This window comes from Wolbachia endosymbiont of Litomosoides sigmodontis (genome assembly GCF_013365435.1).
Lineage (GTDB): Bacteria > Pseudomonadota > Alphaproteobacteria > Rickettsiales > Anaplasmataceae > Wolbachia.
In genome coordinates, this window is the sequence record NZ_CP046577.1 from 540,282 (window position 1) to 567,107 (window position 26,826).

At 32.4% G+C, this 26,826-nt stretch carries 17 protein-coding genes, 1 tRNA gene and 1 pseudogene; 10 read left to right on the forward strand and 9 right to left on the reverse strand.

The annotated features are described in order from the left end of the window. Window positions 1–401 precede the first annotated feature (401 nt). Window positions 402–1,019 carry a murein hydrolase activator EnvC family protein gene (locus GOY07_RS02260; protein ID WP_175837909.1) on the forward strand — a complete coding sequence of 206 codons (618 nt, stop codon included), beginning with the start codon at window positions 402–404 and terminating at the stop codon, window positions 1,017–1,019. Window positions 1,020–1,031: 12 nt separating this feature from the next. Then, entirely contained in the window at window positions 1,032–3,602 is a 2,571-nt protein-coding gene (gene leuS, locus GOY07_RS02265; RefSeq protein WP_175837910.1) for a leucine--tRNA ligase, read from the forward strand. 2,113 nt (window positions 3,603–5,715) lie between these two features. On the opposite strand, the gene GOY07_RS02270 is transcribed toward leuS, so the two are convergent. After that, window positions 5,716–6,072, reverse strand: coding sequence for an outer membrane protein assembly factor BamE (locus GOY07_RS02270; protein ID WP_175837912.1), 357 nt, complete (start codon window positions 6,070–6,072; stop codon window positions 5,716–5,718). 137 nt (window positions 6,073–6,209) lie between these two features. On the opposite strand from GOY07_RS02270, the pseudogene GOY07_RS04665 reads away from it, so the two are divergent. Then, window positions 6,210–6,500: pseudogene (locus GOY07_RS04665) on the forward strand (ribonucleotide-diphosphate reductase subunit beta); the annotation flags it as partial. A 636-nt stretch (window positions 6,501–7,136) separates the two neighbouring features. Here the strand turns inward: GOY07_RS04665 and GOY07_RS02275 are convergent. From GOY07_RS02275 to GOY07_RS02290, 4 genes are all read right to left on the reverse strand, one after another. Next, window positions 7,137–7,733 (reverse strand): hypothetical protein, encoded by a 597-nt coding sequence (locus tag GOY07_RS02275; RefSeq protein WP_175837914.1) that lies wholly within the window; start codon window positions 7,731–7,733, stop codon window positions 7,137–7,139. 18 nt (window positions 7,734–7,751) lie between these two features. Further along, window positions 7,752–7,826 (reverse strand) — tRNA-Gln (locus GOY07_RS02280). After that, the gene (gene cutA, locus GOY07_RS02285) at window positions 7,817–8,152 is read right to left on the reverse strand and encodes a divalent-cation tolerance protein CutA (RefSeq protein WP_175837915.1); all 336 of its coding nucleotides are present in this window, start codon (window positions 8,150–8,152) and stop codon (window positions 7,817–7,819) included. Before cutA ends, GOY07_RS02280 begins: the two co-directional genes overlap by 10 nt. Before the next feature lie 108 nt (window positions 8,153–8,260). Then, on the reverse strand, window positions 8,261–9,835 hold the full coding sequence (locus tag GOY07_RS02290; protein ID WP_175837917.1) for an actin-bundling T4SS effector WalE1 family protein: 1,575 nt from the start codon (window positions 9,833–9,835) through the stop codon (window positions 8,261–8,263). Between the two features lie 459 nt (window positions 9,836–10,294). On the opposite strand from GOY07_RS02290, the gene hflK reads away from it, so the two are divergent. Genes hflK through GOY07_RS02305 form a run of 3 tightly spaced genes read left to right on the forward strand, consistent with a single transcriptional unit; the run spans window position 10,295 to window position 13,698 of the window. After that, on the forward strand, window positions 10,295–11,332 hold the full coding sequence (hflK, locus tag GOY07_RS02295; RefSeq protein ID WP_175837918.1) for an FtsH protease activity modulator HflK: 1,038 nt from the start codon (window positions 10,295–10,297) through the stop codon (window positions 11,330–11,332). A gap of 2 nt (window positions 11,333–11,334) precedes the next feature. Then, entirely contained in the window at window positions 11,335–12,207 is an 873-nt protein-coding gene (gene hflC / locus GOY07_RS02300) for a protease modulator HflC (RefSeq protein WP_175837920.1), read from the forward strand. A gap of 3 nt (window positions 12,208–12,210) precedes the next feature. Next, on the forward strand, window positions 12,211–13,698 hold the full coding sequence (locus GOY07_RS02305) for a DegQ family serine endoprotease (RefSeq protein WP_175837922.1): 1,488 nt from the start codon (window positions 12,211–12,213) through the stop codon (window positions 13,696–13,698). Between the two features lie 1,213 nt (window positions 13,699–14,911). On the opposite strand, the gene GOY07_RS02310 is transcribed toward GOY07_RS02305, so the two are convergent. Next, window positions 14,912–15,556, reverse strand: a complete 645-nt coding sequence (locus tag GOY07_RS02310; protein WP_175838520.1) for an alpha/beta hydrolase — start codon at window positions 15,554–15,556, stop codon at window positions 14,912–14,914. A 155-nt stretch (window positions 15,557–15,711) separates the two neighbouring features. Here GOY07_RS02310 and GOY07_RS02315 point away from each other — a divergent pair, with 155 nt between their 5' ends. After that, entirely contained in the window at window positions 15,712–16,011 is a 300-nt protein-coding gene (locus GOY07_RS02315; RefSeq protein ID WP_175837924.1) for an NADH dehydrogenase ubiquinone Fe-S protein 4, read from the forward strand. Between the two features lie 1,066 nt (window positions 16,012–17,077). Here the strand turns inward: GOY07_RS02315 and GOY07_RS02320 are convergent. Genes GOY07_RS02320 through GOY07_RS02330 form a run of 3 tightly spaced genes read right to left on the reverse strand, consistent with a single transcriptional unit; the run spans window position 17,078 to window position 19,097 of the window. Further along, window positions 17,078–17,689: an SCO family protein gene (locus GOY07_RS02320; RefSeq protein WP_175837926.1), complete on the reverse strand. Its 612-nt coding sequence runs from the start codon at window positions 17,687–17,689 to the stop codon at window positions 17,078–17,080. Window positions 17,690–17,733: 44 nt separating this feature from the next. After that, complete coding sequence (gene dnaQ / locus GOY07_RS02325) at window positions 17,734–18,429, reverse strand: DNA polymerase III subunit epsilon (RefSeq protein WP_175837927.1); 696 nt, start codon at window positions 18,427–18,429, stop codon at window positions 17,734–17,736. 11 nt (window positions 18,430–18,440) lie between these two features. After that, complete coding sequence (locus GOY07_RS02330; protein ID WP_175837929.1) at window positions 18,441–19,097, reverse strand: Tim44/TimA family putative adaptor protein; 657 nt, start codon at window positions 19,095–19,097, stop codon at window positions 18,441–18,443. Between the two features lie 167 nt (window positions 19,098–19,264). Between GOY07_RS02330 and secB the strand changes: the two genes are divergently transcribed. From secB to putA, 3 genes are all read left to right on the forward strand, one after another. Continuing rightward, complete coding sequence (gene secB, locus GOY07_RS02335) at window positions 19,265–19,768, forward strand: protein-export chaperone SecB (RefSeq protein ID WP_175837931.1); 504 nt, start codon at window positions 19,265–19,267, stop codon at window positions 19,766–19,768. A 156-nt stretch (window positions 19,769–19,924) separates the two neighbouring features. After that, window positions 19,925–22,537 (forward strand): aconitate hydratase AcnA, encoded by a 2,613-nt coding sequence (gene acnA, locus GOY07_RS02340; protein ID WP_175837933.1) that lies wholly within the window; start codon window positions 19,925–19,927, stop codon window positions 22,535–22,537. 161 nt (window positions 22,538–22,698) lie between these two features. Next, window positions 22,699–25,839, forward strand: coding sequence for a bifunctional proline dehydrogenase/L-glutamate gamma-semialdehyde dehydrogenase PutA (putA, locus tag GOY07_RS02345; protein WP_175837934.1), 3,141 nt, complete (start codon window positions 22,699–22,701; stop codon window positions 25,837–25,839). The last annotated feature ends 987 nt before the right edge of the window (window positions 25,840–26,826 follow it).

Sequence of the window (26,826 nt, forward strand, 5' to 3'; positions counted from 1 at the left end):
CATTTAAACCTTGTTATTTTACTTATTTCAGCAAGTCTTCCTTTTTCACATCATTATCTATCAATTTAATGTATAGCCTCTTTGTTATAGCTGAAATTAAATATTTACCCTTGATCTATGAACATTAATAGAAAGATATTAAAAATTTCTTTGTTCGTATAAGGGCAATAGATCGTTTAGTGATTAGCAATACCCAAAACAAAGTGATTTTCTTAAAAAGTGAATTAAAACAGGTAAGAAAAAGCTCAAGCAGCATTATTTGTGTTTTATCTACAAAAAAGCACCAAGCTTACTTTGTAGCCCAATTTATGAAAATTTAGCCCAAAATCAGTGAATAAAAAAAAATTTCATTACCCAAAAAGTATGCTATTTAATATAGTCTGAGCTATCTAAATAAATCTATGTGGCATATAGCCTCGTTCTTTGTGTTATCAGCAATACTAGTAAGCTGTGGCATACAAAAACCTGTACTTGTGTTACTTAAAGGTGAGGAATTTTATGGAAAGAGACACCTAGAACGTACAAGAGAATACCATTTAATTAGAGAAGATATCGATTTTTCAATGCAAAAAGAAAGTAGAAAAGTTGCCATAAGTGAAGCATATAACAACAACCCGCAAGATATAGCGATTAACAAGGCAAGTTATAAATTTGTAATGCCAGTAAAAGGTACTATCATTTCAGCTGCCTCTTCTGATGAAGAGTGCAAAGATGGAGTGAAAATCGCTGCTCAAGGTGGAACAAATGTGGTTGCATCTGCCCCTGGCGAAGTGATATACGTAGGCAAAGGACTGAGACGATATGGAAATTTAATTATAGTGGAACACAAAGATAATTACACAACTGCATACTCCTACTTAAAGAATATACAAATTAAAATTGGTGATAAAGTAAAGCAAGGTCAAGTGATTGGGTCTGCAGGTAAGTCAAGTGCACAAGATAAAGACTTACAGATGTGCTTTACAATACGCCATAATGGCCAGGTAGTAGATCCTTTGATGTATATGAACTATAATTAGGTTTGGATTTGTATGAAATACAACTTTAAAAACGTAGAAAAATTTTATCAAGACAGGTGGGATTTTTCTGTTAGCAAAAATAATAAACAAGGGAAATGTTACGTGTTGGAAATGTTTCCATATCCATCTGGTAAAATTCATATGGGACATCTGCGCAACTACGTAATAGGAGATGTGATAGCGCGTTACAAGAGAGCTCATGGATTTGAGGTTTTACACCCAATTGGTTGGGACGCATTTGGATTACCAGCTGAAAATGCAGCAAGAGATAATAATATTAACCCTGCAGTGTGGACAAAAGAGAATATAGATAACATGCGTAAACAATTGAGATCTATAGGTCTTTCTTATAATTGGGAACGTGAACTCTCTACATGCGAACCTGACTATTACAAACATGAACAGAAATTTTTCCTAGATTTTTTAAAGCAAGGACTTGTCTATCGAAAAGAGTCTTGGGTTAATTGGGATCCAGTAGACCAGACAGTGCTTGCAAATGAACAAGTAATTGATGGAAGAGGGTGGAGATCAGGTGCAATTATTGAAAAGCGTAAGTTGTCACAATGGTTTTTAAAGATTACTGATTTTGCCAAAGATTTACTTGAGTGCTTACAAGGCTTAAAGAATTGGCCAGAAAAGGTTAAAATAATGCAAGAGCGCTGGATAGGAAAATCTGAAGGAGTAACTATAGAGTTAGAAATAGTTGGCCTGAACAAGAAATTAAAGATTTTTACAACTTACCCCCATACTTTATTTGGAGCTTCTTTTTGCGCAGTGGCGGCAGAGCATTCCATTGTGCAAGATCTTAAGAGCAAAGAAATACAGAACACTATCAGTAGCATAAGAACACAGAAGAAAAATAATAAAAAAATAGGAATTTACACAGGATTGAACGTCAAACATCCTTTTCTTGGTAAGGAATTACCTCTTTACGTAGCGAATTTTGTATTGATGGAATATGGAGAAGGAGCAATTTTCGGATGCCCTGCACATGATCAGCGTGATTTTGAATTTGCACAGGAATATGATTTGCCAATTATTCCGGTCATTTTTTCAGCCCATTTTAGTCCCATTTCAGTGGGTAATTATGGTTCTCATAATACTGGATTCCAATGTCAAGCTACTTCTAATAATGGGATAATGTTTAATTCTGAATTCTTAAACGGACTAACAGTTAGTGAAGCGAAAGAAGTAATAGTTAAAAAGCTTGAAAAAAAAGGAATAGGTAAAAAAACAACAAATTATCGCTTGCATGATTGGGGAATTTCAAGACAGCGTTATTGGGGATGTCCTATACCTATTATATATTGTAAAAATTGTGGTACTGTTCCAGCACCAGAAGAAGATCTTCCTGTAACTCTACCAACAGATATAGACTTTACAAGTGGAGGTAATCCGCTGGATAAACATCCAACTTGGAAGTTTGTTAATTGTCCAAAATGCAAAGAGCAAGCAGAGCGTGAAACTGATACATTTGACACCTTTTTTGAATCTTCGTGGTATTTTGCTGCATTTTGTAGTGAAAATAAATCTATCAATGAGAATGCATGTAATCGTTTTATGCCTGTTGATTATTATATAGGTGGGGTAGAGCATGCAATCTTGCATCTGCTTTACTCACGATTTTTTTGTCGAGCTTTGACCAAATGTGGATATTTTGATATTAAGGAACCTTTCTCTACTTTAATCACTCAAGGAATGGTCTGCCATGTAACTTACAAAGACGAGAATGATAAATGGCTGTTTCCTGAAGAAGCAAAAAAATTGATAGCACAAGGTGCTAAGATTCAAATCGGGAAAGTTGAGAAAATGAGTAAATCAAAAAAGAATACAGTTGACCCAAATTTTATCATAGAGAAGTACGGTGCTGATACTGCTCGCTTGTTTGTATTATCTAATACCCCTCCAGAGAAAGATATGGAATGGTCTGATGACGGCGTAGAAGGTTGTTCTCGCTATGTAAATAAATTATGGCGCATGGTAATGCAATTCAAACCCATTGTCATCCCAAATCAATCCCTTGTTAACCGAGTAGCTGATACTGAGATCCAGAAAGAACACATGTTGTTACATGCTAGAACAACATCAAATAAAAACGTTACAGGTAAACTTCTAGAATATAGAAAAAAAATACATAAACTCTTACACGGACTTACAGATGACTTAGAAAACTGCAGGTTAAATTGTGCAGTGGCAAAATTTCGTGAGACGACAAATTTAATAGCTGAAATAGATGTAGAAAGTGGAAAATCTCTCATTGACGAAGGTATATGTATATTAATTAGAGTAGTTGAACCATTTATACCACATCTGGCTGAGAATTTATGGCAGGAAATAGGGGGTGAAGGTATGCTATATCTGCAACCTTGGCCAAAGGTTGACAAGTCACTATTGATTGATGATATGGTAACTGTGGCAGTGCAAATTAATGGAAAATTGCATGCAACAATTGAGGTGGAAATTAACTTGCCTCAAGAAGAATTAAAGCAAATAGCAATAAATTCTGTATCTGATAAGATCAATCAAAGCAAAGTTTGCGCTGTATATGTTGTCCCAAATAAAATAGTAAATATAGTTACATAAAAAATCTGAATAGTGCATTTAATTTTTTAATTATATCTTTTTAAAGATGAAGAGCATATACTAGAGAATGACCTTAGCACTTGCCAGAAGAAAATCTGCCTATATTTGAGTAAATCTAAAAAGACATAATATGGAAGTCAGCGTAATCGGATAGTTTAATAGTACAGGTATGTCGACGGAATTTCTTCCACCCTTCTAATAATGAATATCGAAACTAAGTTTCTGCGAGGATTGTGCAGCGAAACTATTGTCTTAACTTATCATATGGCAGCATATGTAATTAATACTACCATACGTAATCATATAGCCGTAAGAAGAAATATAGTCATCTAGTGATGCTGACTAATGTAATGCTTATACTCCAAAAAAAGTAGCTATGACAACTTAAAGAGATCTGTCAAGGATACAATGGAAATAGCTAAGATTATAGAAAATATTGAAAATGCCTGGAGACTTGATATAAGTGTTTTAACTAGGCGGAAATTAAGAGAAAGTATTAGGATGGCCTGACTATTGTTTTAGTAAAAGCGCTAATTGCAGGAAATCTTAATGCAGAAATTGATTTTTCACTAATGCCAGTAGAAAAAACAGAAAATACAGATTGCACCACAAAACTAGAAGAGTTTCAAAGACCTTTTAGGTATAATCTATTCTGTATTGGTAAAGTGACAGAAGAGAAAGTTCTATATGCTAAATAATTTTCTTTCACTATGTGAATATTTACTTAGAATATTAGTCTTGCTTTGCTCAACAATTCAAATAAATTAATAATATGCACTGCTTTATAACGTGCACAGTATTATGTTGTATTCTTAAACTGCAATTTTAGTGTCTTTCTTCTCAAGCAGAATCATTTTTGAAAAATTGGAATCTAAGCTCTGGTTCTATATAACAAATTTCATTGCTTTAGTCATAGTATCAGTCATTGATAGTACCTTTGCGCATTTTGGCAATTATATAAAATTTTCTACAGATAAGTGCTTATGCTTATTTGTAGTAGCATATTTATTTTATCTAGCAAAAAGAAAATATATTAAGCTTTATGCTTAACCTATTTTCTGACAGTAACTTTTTACGTTTCTAAAGTTGAATAGTTTGTATTAGCAAGATATTAGCTATTGTAAAGCTCAAATCAGCTATAATAGTAAACCAGACTTTAACATATGCGTTTTCTCTTTGTTTTAATACTAATTCTCACTGTATAAGAAACGTTATAGGCAATGACGAAAAAGAAGCCTTACTGAAGTAAGTAAAATAGCAAGATTTAAATAATACTAAAATCAAATTATTGGATGAAAAAGTCGTATAATCAGCAAAAGAAACGCTAAAGGTGGTGTAAAACAGTGCATATGTTGTAAAGAAAAACTAAATGCTGTAATTGCAGCAAAAATACAGTGTTAACAGCAGTAACAAAAATGTGTTGCATTTCAGGAACAGCATTCCTTAACGCAGTAGAAAAACTAGATTAAATCAGAGTTAATTTGACGAATTGAAGTATAGATACAAGAAGACCCTAATATTACTTACTATACAAAAAATGAAGTTTTCGTATCTTATGAAAGTTATACATGGTAATTTAAAAGAATGTTAGGACACGGCTTTAAAGTAAAATTTAGGTAGATAGAATTTTTACCTTTACAAGGTTAACAACGATCATATGAATATATTTTTAAACAAATGTCACAATATTTAAGAATACAAAAAGCTTTTCTTGTTACGGATTATGCTAGTTAATATAAATTAAAAAAATTAAAATTACCTAAAAATGTCAAGATTGTATACCTACCACCAGAGCTAAATCTTATTGAGAGACTTAGGTTGTATATAAAACAAAATATTAAAGCGCTTTGTGCAAATTTATTACCTTTTCTTTTAACTCCATAACTAAACAACTCTATTCTTATATAGAAATAATATTAGGGTCTTCTTGTATCTATACTTCAATTCGTCAAATTAACTCTGATTTAATCTAGTTTTTCTACTGCGTTAAGGAATGCTGTTCTTGAAATGAAATACATTTTTGTTACTGCTGTTACACTGTGTTTTTGCTGCAATTACAGCATTTAGTTTTCTTTACAACAGCACAGTAAAATTTTATTTTTACAGAGAACCTTTACAGGTCAGCAAGTTTACAATCAACAGCAACCAAAGACCTCTCTAAAACGTCGATTTCTTCTACACTTATAACTTTGTCACCATAATCAAATGAAATTTGCAGAGATTTGCTGCTATATTTTCTCTTTCCTAAGAAATTAATCTGTTTAACTTTATATGAGATATAGTACCAAACATTTTCGTCGAATTTAGATATCAATGTTGGTGATCCTAAAGTGTGAATCACTTTTTCTTTATCATCACCTACTTTTATCTTACTATGCAATTCAATATTAACGTCTGGAACTCCATGATTGTAAATAGTGTGACAGCTTACTAAAAACAACAACAAAATAAAAAATACTAGTACTCGCATCTCTGTTGATAAATCACTTAAAGCTACAATATACTAATAAAATATCTGCCGTCAAATTTTGCAAAAGTTAAATTGACTGATTTTTTATATCGCTTAATATAATATTTACTTCAGAAAATAATTAGATACTCTATGTTATTACTAGAGTAGATCTAATATATAAACCTTTCAATTGCTCTTGAGTATACGATACTTGATTACAGCACCAAAGAATACATTGAATACCAGAAGAAGTTTCTTTTACTGATGATGTAATAAATTAGAAAGCCAAATTTTCTAGTGTGAAAAAAATTTACTGATTCAGATTTTTAGGTTCTTCACTCAAGCAGATACTGAGGTAAATATGCTATATGAGGCATTATTCAAATATATTTAAATCAACGGAAATATGCATGGTGCTTGCAAGCTTTTCCAAGAGAAACTATATTCTGCATGTCACACTGTCGTTGAACTTGAAAATGAGTTCATAAAGCTTACCTTTAGCTTAAGAGATGTTGAATAGAAGATTAACGCAATTAGGCCTGGAAGGCTATATATGATAGCCCTTACTGAGCTTGGTAGAATACTAAATGGTGTTAAACATAAGAATTTCTTTGAAAATAGAGTACGTCACCAAAGGTATACGTAGGTTTGTATTAATGCAAATTTTTATATATCAGTAAGTCAAATAAGTGACCTTATAAAGAAAGGTAATAAATTTGTACAAACAGGAAAGGCTTCTTGATTCTTAAACATTATAAGATTTATATTCAAAAAATATATTCATATAATCGTTGTTAATATTGCAGAGGTAAAAATTCTGTCTACCTAATTTTACTTTATATATTCTAGCATCCTTTTAAAATTACCAGTGTACAACTTTCAAATGCGTGACAAACCTTAATGATTCACCGAAGAAAAATAACTTTTGTTTGTGAATTAGTCTTGGCATAATATGCAAAAACTTCATCTTTATTTCTTTATAAGCAATTTTTCTTCCCTTTCAAGTTCTAGGTACTTTATTCATGTAACCAATACTGTTCTTGAAAGGCCTTACTAAAATCAGATAAAGCTCCCATATGCACTTAACGAGATTTGCCTTTTTCGCTAAAAAAAATATCATACAGTCTTTTATCTATAGCTTCCTCTATATCTTTAACCAACAGCTGCTTTATCATATTTACTTTCAGTTTTATATCTTGAGAATGATGTTCATCATTACAACTATAATGACTGTTATTACTGTAACTGCTCTTGCTACTACAACCATAATTATTAGCACTTGGTTTATTACTATGACTTACTCTACTACCACTTTTGCCTGTAATTATAAATTTAAGCATTCGTATCATCATCTCCTTTAAAAAAGACTTCCAGCCTGTATTTAAAAATAACTTATAGAAAAAATGCGGAGCAAGAAGTGCTACTAACATTCTAAAAGAAACTCCATAACTCAGATTTTCTCTGCTACCATAATACCACTTACAATATTGAAACAGATAGTAAAATGCATTTTTTGGAGGGCTAAATTCTACAGCATACCAAAAGCCATTGCTGAGAAACATAAGCATAATGCTGGATACATAAAGATACACTATAAGGAAAAATAGCTTTACAACTATACCCTTTAAGCTGCCTAATATATAATTTAATAAACTTAATTTATAGAGAAGTGATATCATTTTATACCATCCTTAATATGGCTGGGATGGAAGGATTCGAACCTTCGAATGGCGGTATCAAAAACCGCTGCCTTACCACTTGGCTACACCCCAATACTACTCACATCAATAATACTATTAATCCAATTAGCAAAAGATTTATTCACTTTTTCTATAGGTATTATCACAATAGCTGGCTGATCATAAGAATTCATTGCCTCTATTTTTTCTATAATTTTCTCAACTTGATCTCCTCTGCTTTTCATAATTGTTATTACTTCACGACTACTGTTAATTTTACCTTTCCATAAATAAAAAGAATTCACTTTAGGAAATATATTTGCACATACAATTAATTTCTTGCTTAATAATTCTTTAGAAATAGTTTCAGCCTCCTTCACACTTGAAAAAGTTATATAAACTAAAACCAAACTATTCATCAGAATTTACATAAATGCATTGTTAATATACTTCACTTAGATTAATTTATCAAGAGAAATAAGGATGTTACTCACCAAGTAACATCCTTTGCAGAAAGCAGTATTTTTTTAGAGATATAACACTTCTACATCTAGTTTTTCAGCTTTAGGTTGATTAAACTTTGTAGCAGGTTTATCTTTTTTGAAGCCTTCACCTGCACTTCCCCACCCTACTAGGGTAGAATTAGAAGGCTGCTGTCTCACCAATTTATCCAAAAATCCTGTACTTTTTAAGCTTGCACGAGCCTTAGCTAAATTTTCTGGAAAAAGACTTTGTTTCTCCAGCATGAAAGGACCAGAATCCACTACACTATCAGAACTTAATGGGCTCAGACAAGGCCCTTTTGATACTTGTGGTAGAGCTATTGGAGCAAGTACAAAAGAACCATTTAAGCTATTAGATGAGTTGCTTCTAAAAAGGTTGTGATTAACTGTTACAGTCTTATCAGCACCTTTTTTAGCTGAAACAGGAGTATCATCTTCAGAAAGTATTTGATACTTAGCGTTAGCAGCTTCTTCTGGTGCCTTATTTCCTTTATTCCATAACCATTTTAAAGATCTATTAGAAAATAGCACTTTTTTATTCTTTTTAGAATTTAATAATTCTGCTGTACTGCTAACAGTATCGTCAGTTTCTACAGAACTAAATAAATTGCTTCTTGATAAATTAGACTGCGTTGAATCTTTTCTACTTTCACCACACCCTCTTGCCATTCCATTAAGACTTTCTAAAAGTTTGAACTTTATTTTGTTCTTTTCAACAATTCTCTTAATCTCATTATGGTGTTCAGAGAAAATTTCATAAAGATTATTGTTACCTTGAGTCAACAGATTTTGCAATTTTCTAGAGTTTAATTTACTAATAAAATCTGCTTGCTGCCCTAATTGACTAATTAATTGTTTTTCTTTGAAACCTTGTTGATCATTAAGAGAGTAAGCTTTCTTCAATATTTCTCCCTTTAATTCAGAGAATATTTTTTTAACTAAAACAGAGCTATCAATAGCTTTATCTTCAAAAACCTCCTTAACAAACATTTCTTTTATACTATTGAAACTTTTCGTTTTTTCTTTGGTTTTCAAAATAACCATTGAATTTTGCAGCCCTATTGAATAGGGGATGCTATCTAAATTAGATATACTCGCACCCAAGTTATCTAGCTTGTACCCCATTGTTTTCAATGCAGAACTAATTCCCTCCCTTGCTGCTTGTTCTACAGAATCCGCAGCTTCTTTTATTGAGTCTTTAGTACGCACAGCACTATCTTTAATTCTTCCTCCAATATATTTTGCTCCTTCAATTGTTTTTTCCGTAGCATATCTGAAGCCATTTTCTATTTGTACCCTGTATTTATACACAGTTGCACCAAGCGCTGCAAATGCTAAAATTGCAAGTATTCCACCTACTATGCTGCCTGCAACTATTGGAGCTGCTGCAATTGCAAAACCAGCTCCTATTGTCACGGTTGACGTTAACGTGCCTATAAATAAACCAAGGATTACTCTGTTCGTTACTTCTAATAACTTTATCCTTTTTTCTAATAATTGCACTTGTTGTAACAAATCCTCTGAAGGTGTAATACTATCTACTTGCTGAAGTTTCTGTACTTCAATAGAATTTGAATTTATTTCTTGACTAAGTAACACTTTGAACCTCACTATTAATTAAGCATATTTATTGTACACTTTCGATTCTTAAGTTAGTATTAACTAGACCGTTAGTACTTATTCACCTTTAAATAGTTTTGCTTGAAATGTTTTCTATAGCATAAAAAATTAGGTTAAATGCTCTTCAGACTAAAGTACTTATGCAGTATTTTATATAATAAAAGGCATTCTTTTTCTCAATCATTGCAGTTTTAATAACAGTTTTATTATCTAATCATTATTCTTGCCTGTATGAAAACGCAGTCCATTTAAAGAATAATTAATAAGGATTAAAATAAGGCCAGAAAGGTCCACAGAATCAATTATATTACATGGAGAAAAGAGAGTGTATGACTACATCTTTCATTCTGATGATTAATTCGTAAATAAAAGTAATTTATGTTTGCATTTTCTTATTAAAGAAGTAATACTAGCGTATTAGTTATAGAATTAATCACTATGTTTGATGAGCATAATCCTTGGAACCTTGGAAAAAAAACTGTAGAAAATAAAACTTCTAATAATGAAGATATTTTAAGTAAAGCTATATCTAAAATAAGGTACTCTTTTATCAACTTAACAAGAAATAGCAGCAAAAAACCTTATCTCATTATTTTTATTATTTTGTTATTTTACGCCTGTACTGGTTTCTATATCGTCCATCCAAGTGAAGAAGGCATAGAACTTATATTTGGTAAATATTCTAACACAGAAACACCTGGCTTGCGTTATCACCTCCCATATCCTATCGGCAAGGTTTTTAAAGTGAATGTTAAGGAAGTAAATCATGAAGAAATTGGAATAAGTAGCTCTTATGGGCGAGATGCAGATCGCGGCGAAGGTGTGATGCTCACTGGAGATGAGAATATAGTCAACGTTAATTTTGAGGTTCAATGGCGTGTTAGAGATGCTAAGGATTATTTATTCAAAGTGCGAGACTATAAACCTGGTTTCAGTGTTAAAAATGCCGCTGAGAGTGCTATGAGAGAGATAATAGGCAAAAATACAATTTCTTTTGCACTTGAAGGTCAAGGTAGAGCTGAAATTTCCAGAGATACTAGAATTTTATTGCAACAAATTCTTGACGGATATCAAATGGGCATAGAAATTTTGTCTGTCCAAATGAAAAAAATCGATCCACCAGAAAAAGTAATTAGTTCATTTAGAGATGTACAAAGTGCTCGTGCAGATAAAGAGCGCACTATAAACGAGGCATATGCTTACAGCAATGATATTGTACCTCGAGCAAAGGGTGAGGCAATAAAGATAAAACTAGATGCAGAAGCATATGAAAATGAAATAATAAATGAAGCAAAAGGTAATGCAAATCGCTTTCTATCTCTTTATGAGGAATATAAAAAAAATCCTTCTCTTGTTAAGAGCCGTATTTATCTTGAAACTATGGAAAATATCTTTAATAAAGTAGATAAAGTTGTTGTCACTGACGATTTGAAAGGTATGTTTTCTTATTTACCTCTTATAAATTTGGGAAAATAATCATGCGTAGTAATATTAAAATTGCTTTTATTTCTATATTTGCTACCTTATTGATCATTTTGTCCAATTCAATATTTGTTGTGCAAGAAACAAAGCAAGCAATAGTTATACAACTGGGTAAAGTTGTACGAGACATTAGAAAAAGTGGCTTATATTTTAAGTTACCACTTATAAATAATGTAGAATTTCTTGATAAGAGAGTTTTAGATTTAAGCCCTGATAAAACTCCAAGAGAAGTGATAACTGCAGATCAAAAACGTGTTATAGTAGATGCTTATGCAAAATATAGAATAGCAGATCCTGTCATTTTTTACCAAACTGTGAAAAATGAATCAGGGTTGGTCAGAAGACTATATCCAATCATGGAAGCTCATATAAGAGAAAATATAGGGAGGTTTTCATTAATTAGTTTATTAAACGAAAAAAGATCAGAAGTCATGCAGCTAATTCAACGTGGAGTTTATTCTGAAGCTGGAAAATTTGGTATAGAAATAATAGACGTTAGGATTAAGAGAGCAGATTTACCAGAAGAAAATAGCTCTGCAATATTTCGACGCATGCAAACTGAAAGAGAAAAAGAAGCAAAAGAAATCAGAGCAGAAGGAGAACAAGCAGGACAGGAAATTAGATCAAAAGCTGATAAACTAAAAAGGGAAATTATTGCTAGTGCAGTAAGAGAATCCTATGAAATAAGAGGTCGTGGTTATGCTGAGGCAACCAGAATTTATAATAGTGCATTTAAAGCTGATGAAGAGTTTTTTAACTTTTATCGTTCTATGAAAGCTTACAGTAAATCATTTGCTAAAAACAATACTAAATTTGTACTTTCACCAAATAATAATTTCTTAAGTATTTTAAATAAAGGATGGAAATAGTCTATGAAAAGTAAGGTTTTATCTATATTTACATATTTCCTGATTTCGTTTTCTTCGTATGCTGATATGTTTGATTGGGGTGCAAAAAATATCCAAGACACTAACACTCATGTATGTAATTGCAATCAAGGACTTGCTGATTTAGTGGAAGAACTTATTCCTGCAGTCGTAAATATCTCAAGTGAGCAAATAATTAAGCAAGAAAATAACAATAGAACTAAGCCCCCTTTTACACCAAGAAACAATTTCTTTGATGATTTTAGAGAATTTTTTGAGCATTTTGATCAATTTTTTACAGATAGAAACCCTAATATCAACAGAGAGGTGGTGTTGCTTGGATCAGGATTTATTATAGATAAAAGTGGAACTATAGTAACCAATTATCACGTTATTAAAAATGCTCAAGATATCACAGTTACTATGAATGATAATACTTATTTCAAGACAGAAGTTTTGGGTTACGACGCAAGAACTGACTTAGCTGTGCTTAAGATCAAAGCTGACAAAGACTTTTCTTTTGTAACGTTTGGTAATTCCGACAAAGCAAGAGTTGGTGATACGGTTATGGCAATAGGTAATCCATTTGGTTTAGGTGGTTCTGTGAGCACAGGAATTATATCCGCAAGGTCCAGAGACATTAGTATTGGCACCACAAGTGAGTTTATTCAAACTGACGCTGCAATCAATAGGGGCAACTCTGGAGGGCCATTATTTGATTTAAATGGAAAAGTTATAGGCATTAACACTGCTATTTATTCCCCATCTGAGTCTGGTGGCAATGTAGGTATAGGTTTTGCTATACCATCTAATCTAGCTATATCTATTATTGATACATTAAAAAGTGGTAAAAAAATAAAACATGGTTGGCTCGGTGTACAAGTTCAGCCTATAACAAGAGAATTTGCTGAGTCCTTAGGTTTAAAAGACGTAAAAGGTGCACTAGTTGCAAACATAGTAAAGGATAGTCCTGCAGAAAAAGGTGGTATTAAAGTAGGTGACATATTATTAGAATTTGATGGCAAAAAAATTGATAGAATGACACAACTACCTCAAATGGTTTCAAGGACTGAACCTGAAAAAAAAGTGCAGATTAAGTTATTGAGAAAAGGCAAAGAAGTTAATGTCAAAGTTATTATCAAAGAATCTGTAAATGATAGCCAAGGTAGTAACATAGAAGAAAATAGGTCAACATCTGACTATATAACTGGTTTAACTGTTTCCAATCTACCAAAAGAACCAAAAGAAAGCAAAAATGATACGCCCACAAAAGGTGTAATAGTTACCAATGTAGATAGTAACAGTAACGCTACACTACGTGGTATCAAAAAAGGAGATATCATTATTCAATTAGATGGAGTGGATATAGAAAATACTGAAGATTTTCAAAAACAAGTTGATTTAGCAATAAAGAAAAGCAATAAAGATTCAATAATGTTGCTTATTTACCGCAATGGAAATCAATTTTTTACTTCAATAAAGTTAAAGAAGTAATCTCAAACTTAGAAGAAAAGAAAAATTGCTTACTTACTCTCAACATTGTAGAAAAACTAAATTAAATTAGAGTCAATTTAAACAAGTTGAGTATGGATACAAGAAAACCACAATATACTATTAAAGAAATGAGAATAAGAATATAAGTATCGGCATGGCCGTTCTTCCGCTTACATTTTAAAGTGGAATAACTAGAAAGATATTTAATAGTAGTGAAATCATAAGCATAAAGGGTAAAATATTGTATTATAGACTTTTATTACACAAAATATTTTATTTTATATATGTAACTAAAGTCTCTTAATAGGATTGAGCTTTTCTTGCTCTTTTAAATATTATAACATTTATTTAAGAAATATATTTGTATAATCAGTTAAGCTAGGGCTTTCCCTATTTCTATGATTAACTGTTCTGATAGAGATATTTTTTTATCTACCTAATTTTTACTTTAACCTATGTTCTAATGTATGCCAAACCACAATTCATCAAAGATAAACAACTTTTATTCCTAATACTTACCAATAATTTCATTAATTTTTTAAAACTCTTCCTATCTACCTTTATCTTGTTCATTGTAAGTTGGTCTTGACGTAATATACGAAAACTTCATTTTTCGCATGTTAAGGTGTACTTTAGACTTGCTAATATTCTTATACTCATTTCTTTAATAGTATATTTGAGAATTAGTACTATTTGCCCACTACTAACTATAGAAGACAATAAAAATGTTAAGATGTTGATGAAAGAAAGCCTTTACTCTCCTCTTCTTACGATAGTTTATTGATTAAAGAACAAAGAAATACCAAGAATCTTTGGAGACTAACATTCAAAAGCTCATCTGCATATGCTATCACTTCAGGTTGCGTAGGATGTCTTTCTTTTTGTACATTTCTTGCTTTATTAAGCTATAAATCAACTAGCACGTTCTACTAGAGAGCTATATATTTTCAGATAAAAGGCAAAAAATGTGTACAAGGTCTATTCAGACACTTTTTTTTTCTGCTCTAAGGCAACTTCTTGTTTTTTATAGGTTTTGTTGTAGACCAATTACCAGTATAATCACATAAACATTAACGCAGACAAAATAGGGCCTAATGAGAGTAATAATCATATCTCTCCAGCACATCACTATTTGGCGTGATGAAAAACTAAAACGTACGTTACGTTTTAAAATATACCCTTATTTACTTTATCGCAATTGAAAAAATAGAAACTATTTTTTGAAATTTCTCTTAATGAATTCTACACCTAATTTTAGCCCTTCTTCATTAATAATATGTCCCAGTGCGCGAATTGGGTGTCCTTCAACACTTACCCCATTTTCCTTTAGGGCTTTTACCGCCAAGTCAAGAGAAGAGAAAGGTACTACGTCATCAGTGTCACCGTGGATGATACACATGCTAGGTCTTGATTTAATTTTAGGCGCAACTCTTAAAGGTGAAAGAAACCTACCAGAATATGCAACAACTGATGCACAACATTGAGAGCGGGTAAGAGCTGCGTGTATTGCAAGCATTGCTCCTTGAGAAAATCCAACTAAAGAAAGTTGTGCATCTTTCATGCTAAACTCTTTTAACTTCTTGTCAATAAAATGATTTACTATCGATGCAGCGTTCTTTACTCCATTATATAACACTTCCTCACTGCGGTCTTCTAAGCTAAACCATTGATAACCTCCACCTATTTCTCTCTCAGAAGGAGCATTGGGTGCTACAAAACATGAATTAGGTAAAGACTTGCTCATAACTTTAGCAAGATGAATGAAGTTATCTCCACTTGAGCCCCAGCCGTGTAAGCAAATAACCAAATTTTTCTTGTTTTCATCTGTGCAAATCTCTGGACCTTTAAGTTCAATCATTTCTTTTTTTTTTATATTCATACTCCTATTTAACACTAATTTTTTAATTTGCAAAAACTATATTGATGCAATTATTAAAGAGAAAGGTAAATCACACTAATCGCTTGTACAAGGATTTATTTAGAGATATATTTGAGCTTACTTAATTAAGAATTATGAACGTTGATGATAAAATAATTTTTAGAATTTATAAACCAACAAAAACTGTAACACAGTCTGGTTTGGGCAATATGCGTTTTTGGTACCTAAAAATTGAGCCTGAGTCTTACTATATTGAACCTCTGATGGGATGGGTTGGCTCAAGAAACCCAAAAAAACAGATTGTAATAAAGTTTAATACCCTTGAAAAAGCAGTGCTATATGCAAAAAAGTGCAGTGTTAAATATATAGTTGAAATGCCAAAAGATGTTAAGAGACGTCCAAAATCTTACGCGAGTAATTTCACACTGAAATAAGTTCTATTAGTGCAGTAGCTTAAGCTTTTTTTACTACGATATACTTTAAAAAGCAAATGAGCTGCAGTTATCAAGTGTTTCAAACACAAAAAATGCTAATGTTTTTAAATAGATATTAATAAGGAGTTTTTTTGCTTTTTTTTCCATTTTAACAAGTTTCTTAAAGTTGTATCTATTCAACAATGTAGTAGAAAAAAACACTACATGCGAGCGAAGTTTGGTTAGATAAAAAAGTCCTGGAATCAGCAAAAGAAAGTGCGAAGTAACTTATATATACAAAAAACTAAATGCTGTAATGCAGCAAAAAAACACAGTATAACAGCTGTAGCAAAAATATGTTGCATTTCAAAAAGACAGTACTAGCTACCTTAACATTGTAGAAAAATTAAACTGAATCAGAGTCAATTTAAACAAGTTTAGTATAGATACAAGAAAACCATAATATTACCATTAAAAAAATGAGAATATAAGACATAGGAAAAATTTGACTTAAATGTTAGCAAGTCTACAGTGCACTTTATATTACATCAAGACCAACGTATGATGAACAAGATAAATGTATACAGGAAAAGAGTTTTAAAAAACTTAATTGGACTATTGATAAGTATCTTGATCAATAACAAGAGTTATTCATCTTTGATGAACTATAGTTTTATACATTCGAAAGCTAGATACCGGTGGTTTAAAAAAGGCGTTAGAACACAGATTAAAGTAAAATTAGGTAGGCAAAATTTTTTTACACCAAATGTTAACACTGATTGTATGAATATATTTTTTTGAATAAATGTTGCAATATTTAAGAACACGAAAAGCACTTTTTGGAATAGATTTTACTAATTAGTATATTTCAAAAATTTAGATGTACCTAAAACATCAGTATTATATACCTACCCACCACACTCACCAATATCACTTATTTGAGATATTCATTAATGAGAATTGGTATTAATAGCTTGAATCTACTTGTTTTCTTCAAGCTAAAATTGCATAACTCAAAAAAAAATCCACTAATTGACCTACAAAAATACTACGATTTGTAGATAGCAACATTCCAGGCAGAAGGAATCTATAATTCATTTATATATTTTTTAATCTCAGCTGCAATTTTATCAGATTGACTTTCATCTGAATTTAGATCAGCTGCAAAGTGTGCAACATACTTTCCACCAGGACCAATTAGGTATATTATTGAAGAATGATTAATTTCTTCTTCACCAACTTTGCTGGTGTATACTTTATAATTTGCAATTACCTCATCTATTTTTTTTCTTTCACCAGTTAACATCTGTATCCTATGGTCAAATTGCTGCTGAAATTCCTTGAGTCTTTCTATGCTATCGCGTTCAGGGTCAATTGTTATGAAAAATGTTTGTAGCTTGTTATTAATTTTCTTATCTAATTTTGAAAGTATTTCTGAAATTATCCCAAGATTCATAGGACAAACCTTTTTACATGAAGAAAATCCAAAGAAAATCATCATATACTTATCTTTAAAATCACTACTGTGTATAACTTGTCCATCTTGATTAACTAAAGAAAAATCTCCTCCTACTTTAACTCCCACGTTGTGAATCACTGCTGGAGCAAATATGCCTTTTTTAGTGAAATAACAATAACCGAGAAAAACTACTGATAATGCTACTATTATACTAGATAGCAACCTTACAAACTTTATCATTAGAACATCCTGAATAAAATAAGATTATATTTTTATTAGTTAAATTATTCAATAAATTCTTTCCAAAGTGGATTGTCAATTTTATCTAACAATTTCCTATGTTCATTAATTTCTTCATTACTTGGCAAATGTTCTCTGCGAGTTAAGTTACATGCTTTATGCTGAATTAATGCAGAGTTATGATCTTGCTTGCATTCATTGTCAAACAGAAAAGTTTGTAGTCCCCCTGTAAGCTCAACATACACTTTTGCAAGCAATTTAGCATCAGTGAGCGCTCCATGCAATTGTCTATCCTCCAACGATATGTCAAAACGCTTACATAATGCACTTAAAGAAGCAGGTGACCCTATAAACTTTTTTCTTGCAAGCGGCAATGTATCTAGCACTCTATCCGAAGAAATTAACCCAGCATTCAACTTGCTTAACTCCATGTTAAGGAACTTAACATCAAATTCAGCGTTGTGAATTATCAAAATATCACCAGATATGAAGTCAAGAAATTCAAATGCAACATCTGAAAATAACGGTTTATCTTTTAAAAATTCCTCACTGAGGCCATGAATTTTAAAAGAGTGATAAGGTATATTTCTTTCTGGGTTAAGATATTTATGAAATATTTTGCCTGTCAGAATACGATTAATTAATTCTACACATCCTATTTCAATAATGCGGTGACCTGATTCAATATCAAGGCCAGTTGTTTCAGTATCAAGTACTATTTCACGTAATTTATTTTTCACATTAAACAAAGTTAATCATACTTTTCGTTAATTTTATCATCATCTGCTTTTTTATAATTTATGGAAGTAAGCAACCAGCTTGGGTTTGATGAAGTAACATTCTTTTTAAATTGCCACACATCTTCAACTTTATTAATAATGGATGTGCTACCTGATATAATATCTCCCTTGTCATTCTTAGCAAAATTAATTTGCTCCGAAAGGAAATATACCGCAATAAATACTACGTTTTTTACTAGTTTTATTTCTAAAATCTTTTGTGAAATGATAGAAACAATTATAGACTCATATACTTCTTTACGTTGTTTAATCTTCCCTGCAAGGCTAGCATACAAGTCTTTATCTAAGAGAGGCTTTAACTGAGATAAATTCCCTTGGTTAAAATACTTTATTATTAATTCAAAAGCTAAACCTGAACCTTCCATAAAATGGGAAATGGAGAAATCTTTGTTTTTTTGTAATACTTGCTCATAAATAGCTTTTATCGGATCTTTATCGTTGCTATCAATATAATCTTCAATATTCTCTACTACATCTTCCTTAATTTGGCTTATATCCAGTACATTAGTCAGTTTCTTTAGGTTGAGGCTTGTTGATCTCCCGAAAGAATTGTATAAACGTGAAAAAACGAATGCAGCTAGTAAAGCATATATTACGAGTTCTATCATAGTAACTCAATTCCTTAGTATATAAAATACTTTAACATTATTAATTGTTAATTAAAGATGTGCCTATCCTGTACGACTCTATAATTACGTTTGCTATTAACTTGCAAATGTTCTATTGTACAAGAAAGCATTAAATGCTTCAACTTAATTATAAGGAGATGTAAGAAATGTCACAACAAAAAATGAGAATTCACAGTCAATATATTAAGGATCTATCACTAGAAAACCCAAATTTACCATTTCTTTCTCCAAAAGAAGTTCCTAATATTAATGTAATGGTCAATATCAATTCAGTAAAACTAGAAGGATCTGAAGGCAAAAAAGGAGAAAGTGAAGAAAAATCTTTTCATGAAATTACTTTGCATATAGAAGCTAAAGCAATAGTAAAAGATGAAAACATAAAAGATGGTATTGCTTTCATCTGTGAAACAAAATATTGTGGTATTTTTTCAATAGAAGACTTTGCAGAGTTGAGCGCAGAAGAGGTAAATCGAGCCTTATTTATTGGCGGGCCTACTTTTCTTTTCCCTTTTGCACGAGAAATAATTGCAAGAGTTACAAGCAGCGGTGGATTTCCCCCACTTATGCTAGATCCTATAGATTTTGAAGCCATGTATGAACAGCAAAGTCGACGACAAGAAAATAATGCTAGTAATGAAAATTACAGCTGATACAACACTATTTTTGTCATTCTAGTGTAAGGTGGTTAATACTGCAGGCTCACTATTTTACTGTAATACAGAGGATTTATACAATCATACATATAATATCAGAATGATATTATTGTATGGAATGTACACTTTTTACTTAAATAATGGTTATGTAAGATGAGCAATTCTTTAAATTCAAAAACAACTTTAAACATCAGCGGAAAGTCGTATAGCTATTTTAGTCTTAACGCTGCTAGTAAATTTTTAGGGATAGACCTAACCAAATTGCCTTGTTCACTTAAAGTATTGCTTGAAAATTTATTGCGTAATGAAGATGGAGTGAACGTAAAGTTAGATGACATAAAAACACTAGCAAATTGTGTCAAGAAACACGTGGACTACGAAATTAGCTATAAACCAGCAAGAGTATTGATGCAAGATTTCACAGGAATTCCTGCCATTGTTGATTTAGCTTCAATGCGCAGTTACGTCAAGAAAAATGGGGGCGATCCAAGTAAAATCAATCCATCTGTACCTGTTGATCTTGTAATAGATCATTCCGTTCAAGTAGATAGTTATGGAAATACTTCCGCATTTGGTGAAAACATTAAATTGGAAATAAAAAGAAATTTAGAGAGATATCAATTTTTAAAGTGGGGAGAATTATCGTTCAAAAATTTTAGAGTAGTGCCACCAGGTACAGGAATTTGTCACCAAGTGAACCTAGAATATTTAGCGCAAGTTGTATGTAACGAAAGTGGAGTTGCTTACCCTGATACTTTGGTAGGTACAGATAGCCACACTACAATGGTTAATGGTTTATCGGTTCTTGGTTGGGGTGTTGGTGGAATAGAAGCTGAGTCCGTAATGCTTGGACAAGCGATTAGCATGGTAATTCCAGAGGTAATAGGGTTTAAATTAATAGGAAAGCTCCCAGAGGGAACAACTGCAACTGACTTAGTGCTAACAATTACAAATATCTTAAGAGTAAAGGGCGTTGTTGGCAAGTTTGTAGAATTTTATGGTGATGGTTTAGATTGCTTAACCTTGGCAGATAGAGCAACTATAGCCAACATGGCTCCAGAATATGGAGCAACCTGTGGATTTTTCCCCATCGATCAGGAAACACTAAATTATTTAAGTTTAACAGGAAGACCAGAAGAGTTAATCAGGTTAGTTGAAGCTTATGCAAAAGAGCAAGGACTGTGGCGCAGCAGCGAAGAATTAGCGTTTTTTAACACATTGGAGCTTGACTTATCAAGTGTGGAGCCAGTAATAGCAGGTCCCAAGAGACCACAAGACAAGATTTCTCTCTCACAAGTAGTAAAGTCTTTACCTACATCATTTTCAGTTAATGAATCGAAGGAAAAAAATGATAAGCTTCAAGATGAAAGCGTAGTTATCGCTGCGATAACAAGCTGTACCAATACTTCAAATCCAAGTTTAATGATTGCTGCTGGTCTTATAGCACGTAATGCAACAAAACTTGGAATAAAATCAAAACCTTGGGTTAAAACCTCTCTTGCTCCTGGATCACAAGTTGTAACAGAATATTTAGAAAAATCAGGATTACAGAAAGATCTAAATACTCTAGGCTTTAACTTGGTAGGATATGGTTGCACAACTTGTATTGGAAATACTGGTCCACTTAATAAAGATATAGAGGATGATATTAAAAGCAAAAATTTAACTGTTGCTGCGGTTTTATCTGGTAATCGTAATTTTGAAGGAAGAATCCATCCTTTAGTTAAAGCTAATTACTTAGCATCTCCTCCACTTGTTGTTGTGTATGCACTTGCAGGTACTGTACGAATTGATCTAACAAAAGATTCTATATGCAAAGACAAAAATGGAAATAACATTTATCTCAAAGACATATGGCCAACGAACAATGAAATCGAGGATTACGTTAAAAGTACTGTAACCCGTGAAATATTTATACAAAAGTATAAGGATGTTTTTTCTGGTAACGAACATTGGCAAAAGATAAAGTGCGAGAAGAGTGAAACTTACAACTGGGATACGAAAAGTACTTACATACAGAATCCTCCTTATTTTAATGATTTATTAACTAAAAATAATGAAGATAATATAATTAACATAAAAAATGCACGAGTATTAGCAATATTTGGTGATGGTATAACCACAGACCACATCTCCCCTGCTGGAAATATTGCCTCAAATAGTCCTGCAGGTATATATTTAAAAAATCTTGGAATTGAATCACAAGATTTCAACTCATATGGGTCTCGTCGTGGCAATCACAATGTAATGATACGTGGAACCTTTGCTAATATCAGAATAAAAAACGAAATGATTAGTAATGAAGGAGGATATACAAAACATATCCCTTCTCAAGAGACTATGTCAATTTTTGACGCAGCAATACGCTACAAGGAAGAATCCGTTCTATTAGTTGTTATTGCAGGAAAAGAATATGGCACAGGCTCAAGCAGAGATTGGGCAGCAAAGGGCACTTTATTACTAGGAATTAAAGCTGTGATTGCAGAGAGCTTCGAACGCATACACAGATCAAATTTGATCGGCATGGGTGTTCTTCCGCTTATATTTCAAAGCGGAGTAACTAGAAAGATATTTAATAGCAGTGAAATCATAAGTATAAAGGGTAAAATAGTGCCAAACGGAAATCTAGAGTGTATCATTAAAAGAAAAGATAATGTAAGTCAATCAATTCAATTAAAGTGCTGTGTACAAACTACAACTGAGGTAAAATATTTAATGAGCGGTGGAGTATTAAGTTACATACTTGCACAGTCCATATTAACTTAGTTAAATTATCACAATAAATACTAGGCTTTTTTTAGTAAGTTCTGGCTCTTTATTGGCTCTTAATATACTACTTCTTAATATAAATAATAATTTATTCTACACGAAGTTATGGTATAATTTTACCTTACACATAGTAAAGGGTGTTTTGTAGATAATTATATATGATCAGCTCTATACAAGAACCTAATGAATTAAGAAAACGTTTACAGGGGTTTTATCGTACTGATGAAAAAAGCTATGCACGTTATCTTGTAGAAAAAATAGAGCTTTCTGCTGATTCGAAAAACAGGATTTACAATGTTGCAAAACAAGTTGTTGAAAAAATCAAAGGCAGCAAATTGGATGTCGTAGATTCTTTTATGCAGCAGTACTCGCTTTCTAATGACGAAGGAATAGCGTTAATGTGCCTTGCTGAGTCACTACTTAGAATACCAGATGATTATACAATAGATGAACTAATCAAAGATAAAATTACTAATCAAGAATGGGGTAAATACTTAGGGCGTTCTTCTTCATTATTTGTTAATGCTTCAACATGGAGCTTAATGATAGGAAGTAGTATATTAAGAGCCAATGAAGAAGATCCAAAATTCTATCACGTAATTTCCAGATTACTTAAAAACTTGGGAGAGCCAATAATTCGCAAAGCAGTGAAGCAAGCAATGCTAATGCTTGGTAAGCATTTTATTGTTGGAGAAACTATAGAAGAAGCATTAGAAAGCATAAGTTCGGATAGCCATAGCAAATTTTTATACTCTTTCAGTATACTTGGTGAAACCACCCACACAGCTGAGAATGCAGAAGAATATTTTAATTCATATATGCATGCAATAAAAGCTATAGGTGAATCCACTGACACAAGTGATTGCTTTAAGTCACATGGAATTTCAATCAAGTTGTCTTCATTGCATCCGCGTTATGAATTCTGTCAATTCGGTAATATAGCCGAAGAGCTGAGGAATAAAGTATTAGAACTTTGTCATGAAGCAAAAAAGTACAATATTTCATTGTGTATAGATGCAGAAGAGTCAGAAAGACTTGAGATGTCATTAGTTTTATTTGAGCAATTGCGCCTTGATGAATCACTTTCACAGTGGGAAGGACTTGGCTTGGCTGTTCAAGCATATCAAAAACGTGCTTTATCTGTCCTTGACTTTGTTGAGGATATTGCTATTCGATCAAAGCATAAAATTATGGTAAGACTTGTGAAAGGAGCATATTGGGACTCAGAGATCAAACGCACACAAGAATTAGGGTTAAGTAGTTACCCAGTGTTTACTAGAAAAAGCTATACTGACGTATGCTACCTTGCCTGTGCCCAGAAACTTTTGAGCAAAGCAAGCCACTTTTATCCATGTTTTGGAACTCATAATGCTTATACTTTTGCTACTATAGTAGAGCTCGCTGATAAAAATCATCCTGGATTTGAGTTCCAACGCTTACACGGAATGGGTAAGAATTTATATAGTTATGCAATGTCAGAACTTGTAACAAGTATCAATTGTCGTATATACGCGCCGGTTGGTAAATATAGTGATTTATTGCCATACCTTATCAGACGCCTTCTTGAAAACGGAGCTAATAGCTCACTTGTTAACCAAACAAATGATTCTGATGTTAAAATTGAGGAATTAGTTTCAGATCCATTAGAAAAGGCTAAAAGCTTAGAGTATGAACCTCACTCAAATATCCCATTGCCACAAGATATTTTTGGAGAAGAAAGAAAGAATTCCTTAGGAATGGATATTGGCGATTCAGTTACAGTTTCACAATTTGCAAATGATATAAAAGAATTGAGTGAAAAGAAATGGCAAGTTGGACCAATAATTAATGGAAAATCACTATTTGATAGTGCTAAGTTTACCGAAGTGGTTAACCCAGCACACTTGGAAAACGTAATTGGGGAAGTGTCAAATACAATGAGCGATCAGGCTTTAAATGCTCTTGAAGTAGCTCATAGTGCCTTTATTAAATGGCAGAATGTTTCAGCAGAAAAGCGTGCTGAGCATCTTGAAAAAGCTGCAGATTTACTTGAAAAAAAGATGAAAGAATTGATTTACATTCTGATCGTGGAGGCAGGGAAAGTTCTATCTGACGCAATAGCAGAAGTAAGAAAAGCGGTAGATTTTTTGCGTTATTATGCAATAATAGCAAAAAATGAACTGAATAATTGGAAAAAGCTGCCTGGCACAACAGGCGAAGATAACTTCATCTTTTTTGAGGGTAGAGGGGTTTTTTTATGCATATCACCGTGGAATTTTCCACTTGCTATCTTCATTGGGCAAGTTTCGGCTGCACTTGTAGCAGGTAATGCAGTACTGGCAAAACCAGCAGAGCAAACGCCAATTATTGCTTATGAAGCTGTTAAAGTATTACACGAAGCTGGAATACCAAAAGATATACTGCATCTTATCCCAGGAGATGGTCAATACTTAGGTAAAATACTAGTGCCAGATAATAGAATCTCTGGTGTAGCTTTTACTGGTTCAACACAAACTGCTCAAATAATTAATAGAATGCTTGCTAGCAGGAATGGGCCTATTGTGCCATTTATTGCTGAAACTAGCGGATTAAATGCTATGATTATTGACAGCTCTGCTCTCTTGGGGCAAGTAACTATAGATGTTCTATTTTCTGCATTTCGCAGCGCTGGCCAACGTTGTTCTGCGCTTAGAGTGCTATTTATTCAAGAAGAGATAGCAGAAAAACAGATAAAAATGATATGTGATGCAGCTCAAGAACTAAAGGTTGGCGATCCAATACAACTTAGCACTGATATTGGTCCAATAATCGACAAAACATCTATTGATGCACTGACTAAATATACGGAAAAAATGTCAGAGGATAGAGATTCAAGCCTTTTATCCAAAGTACCTATGGATACAAATTCTTATAACGGTCATTTCTTTTCTCCATATATTTATGAGATACAAAAAATTTCGCAATTAAAACAAGAGGCGTTTGGCCCTATTTTGCACATCATACGTTTTAATAAGTTTCAATTAAATGAAGTTGTAAGTGATATAAATAACACAGGGTATGGGCTTACTTTTTCTTTGCAGAGTCGCATACAAAATCAAATCGATTCAATAAGCAAAAAAATATCAGTTGGAAATGTATACATCAATCGCAATCAAATAGGTGCAACAGTTGGAGTGCAACCATTTGGTGGTAGAGGACTATCCGGCACTGGACCAAAAGCTGGAGGTCCTCATTATTTGCAACGTTTCTCTACAGAAAAGGTTGTAAGTATAAACACTGCAGCATTTGGCGGTAATACTAAACTTATGTGCTTAGACTGATTCACACAGATACCTTTTTTCTTTTTAGAACAAGCTACCTAGCAGTACAACACTAAAGATACAAAAATCACTTGACAAATTTCGTCATCCCTCTTACTAAGAGGAGAGGTACTAGAGCTAATTATTTGTCTTCTTTGTACAGATTAAACGACAAAAAAATTCATAATATATCTGGCTTCTCATGTTTAATTCTTGTACTACGTATACCTCATGTTTTTTGTATTATTGTCTACATTACCAACTAGTGCTGTAAACCACACCATATTAGACGCTTAAAAATATTTTTAAAAACGCCAACTAATATAAAGTGGTAATGAATAATTAGCTATTGTGTAGTTTCTTTACATCTTTTTTCTATTTATACCAATTCTCATTATTAGTGAGTCAAACAAGTGACATTGCGGAGTTGAGAAAGGGAGGTAATAAAACTTGTACGAATCTCCCTTAAGAAAAAGGCTTCCCATGTCCTTAAATGTTGTAACATTTATTCTAAGCTAGAACTCTCTCCATTTTCAGGATTAACTGGCTATTTTATCCATGCAATTAGGCTATTCTTAAAATAGAACATATTTTTACTATAGCCGTGTTATACTGTACTCTCTGATGCAATTAGAGCCTTAGTTTTCTTTTGCAACACATATATTATTTTGTAATTCCTTAATTTTGATTTCAACGCCACTTAAACCTTGCTATTTTACTTACTTCAGTATGGAGCTTCTTTTCATCTATTGTCTCTCTATCCTTCATACAGGAGTTATTCATCTTTGATGAACGCAATTTGGCACACATTAATTGTGTAAATATATTTCTTGAACAAATATCACAATATTTAAGAACAAGAAAAGCCTTTTTTACCATAGATTGTACAAGTAAGAGACTTTGCTTATATATAAATAAGCATTAAGATAACTCTGCTATTCTCCATCTAGACTTTTACAGAGTTTTAAATATTGCAAACATATAAGGATATACATAATGCACAAAATA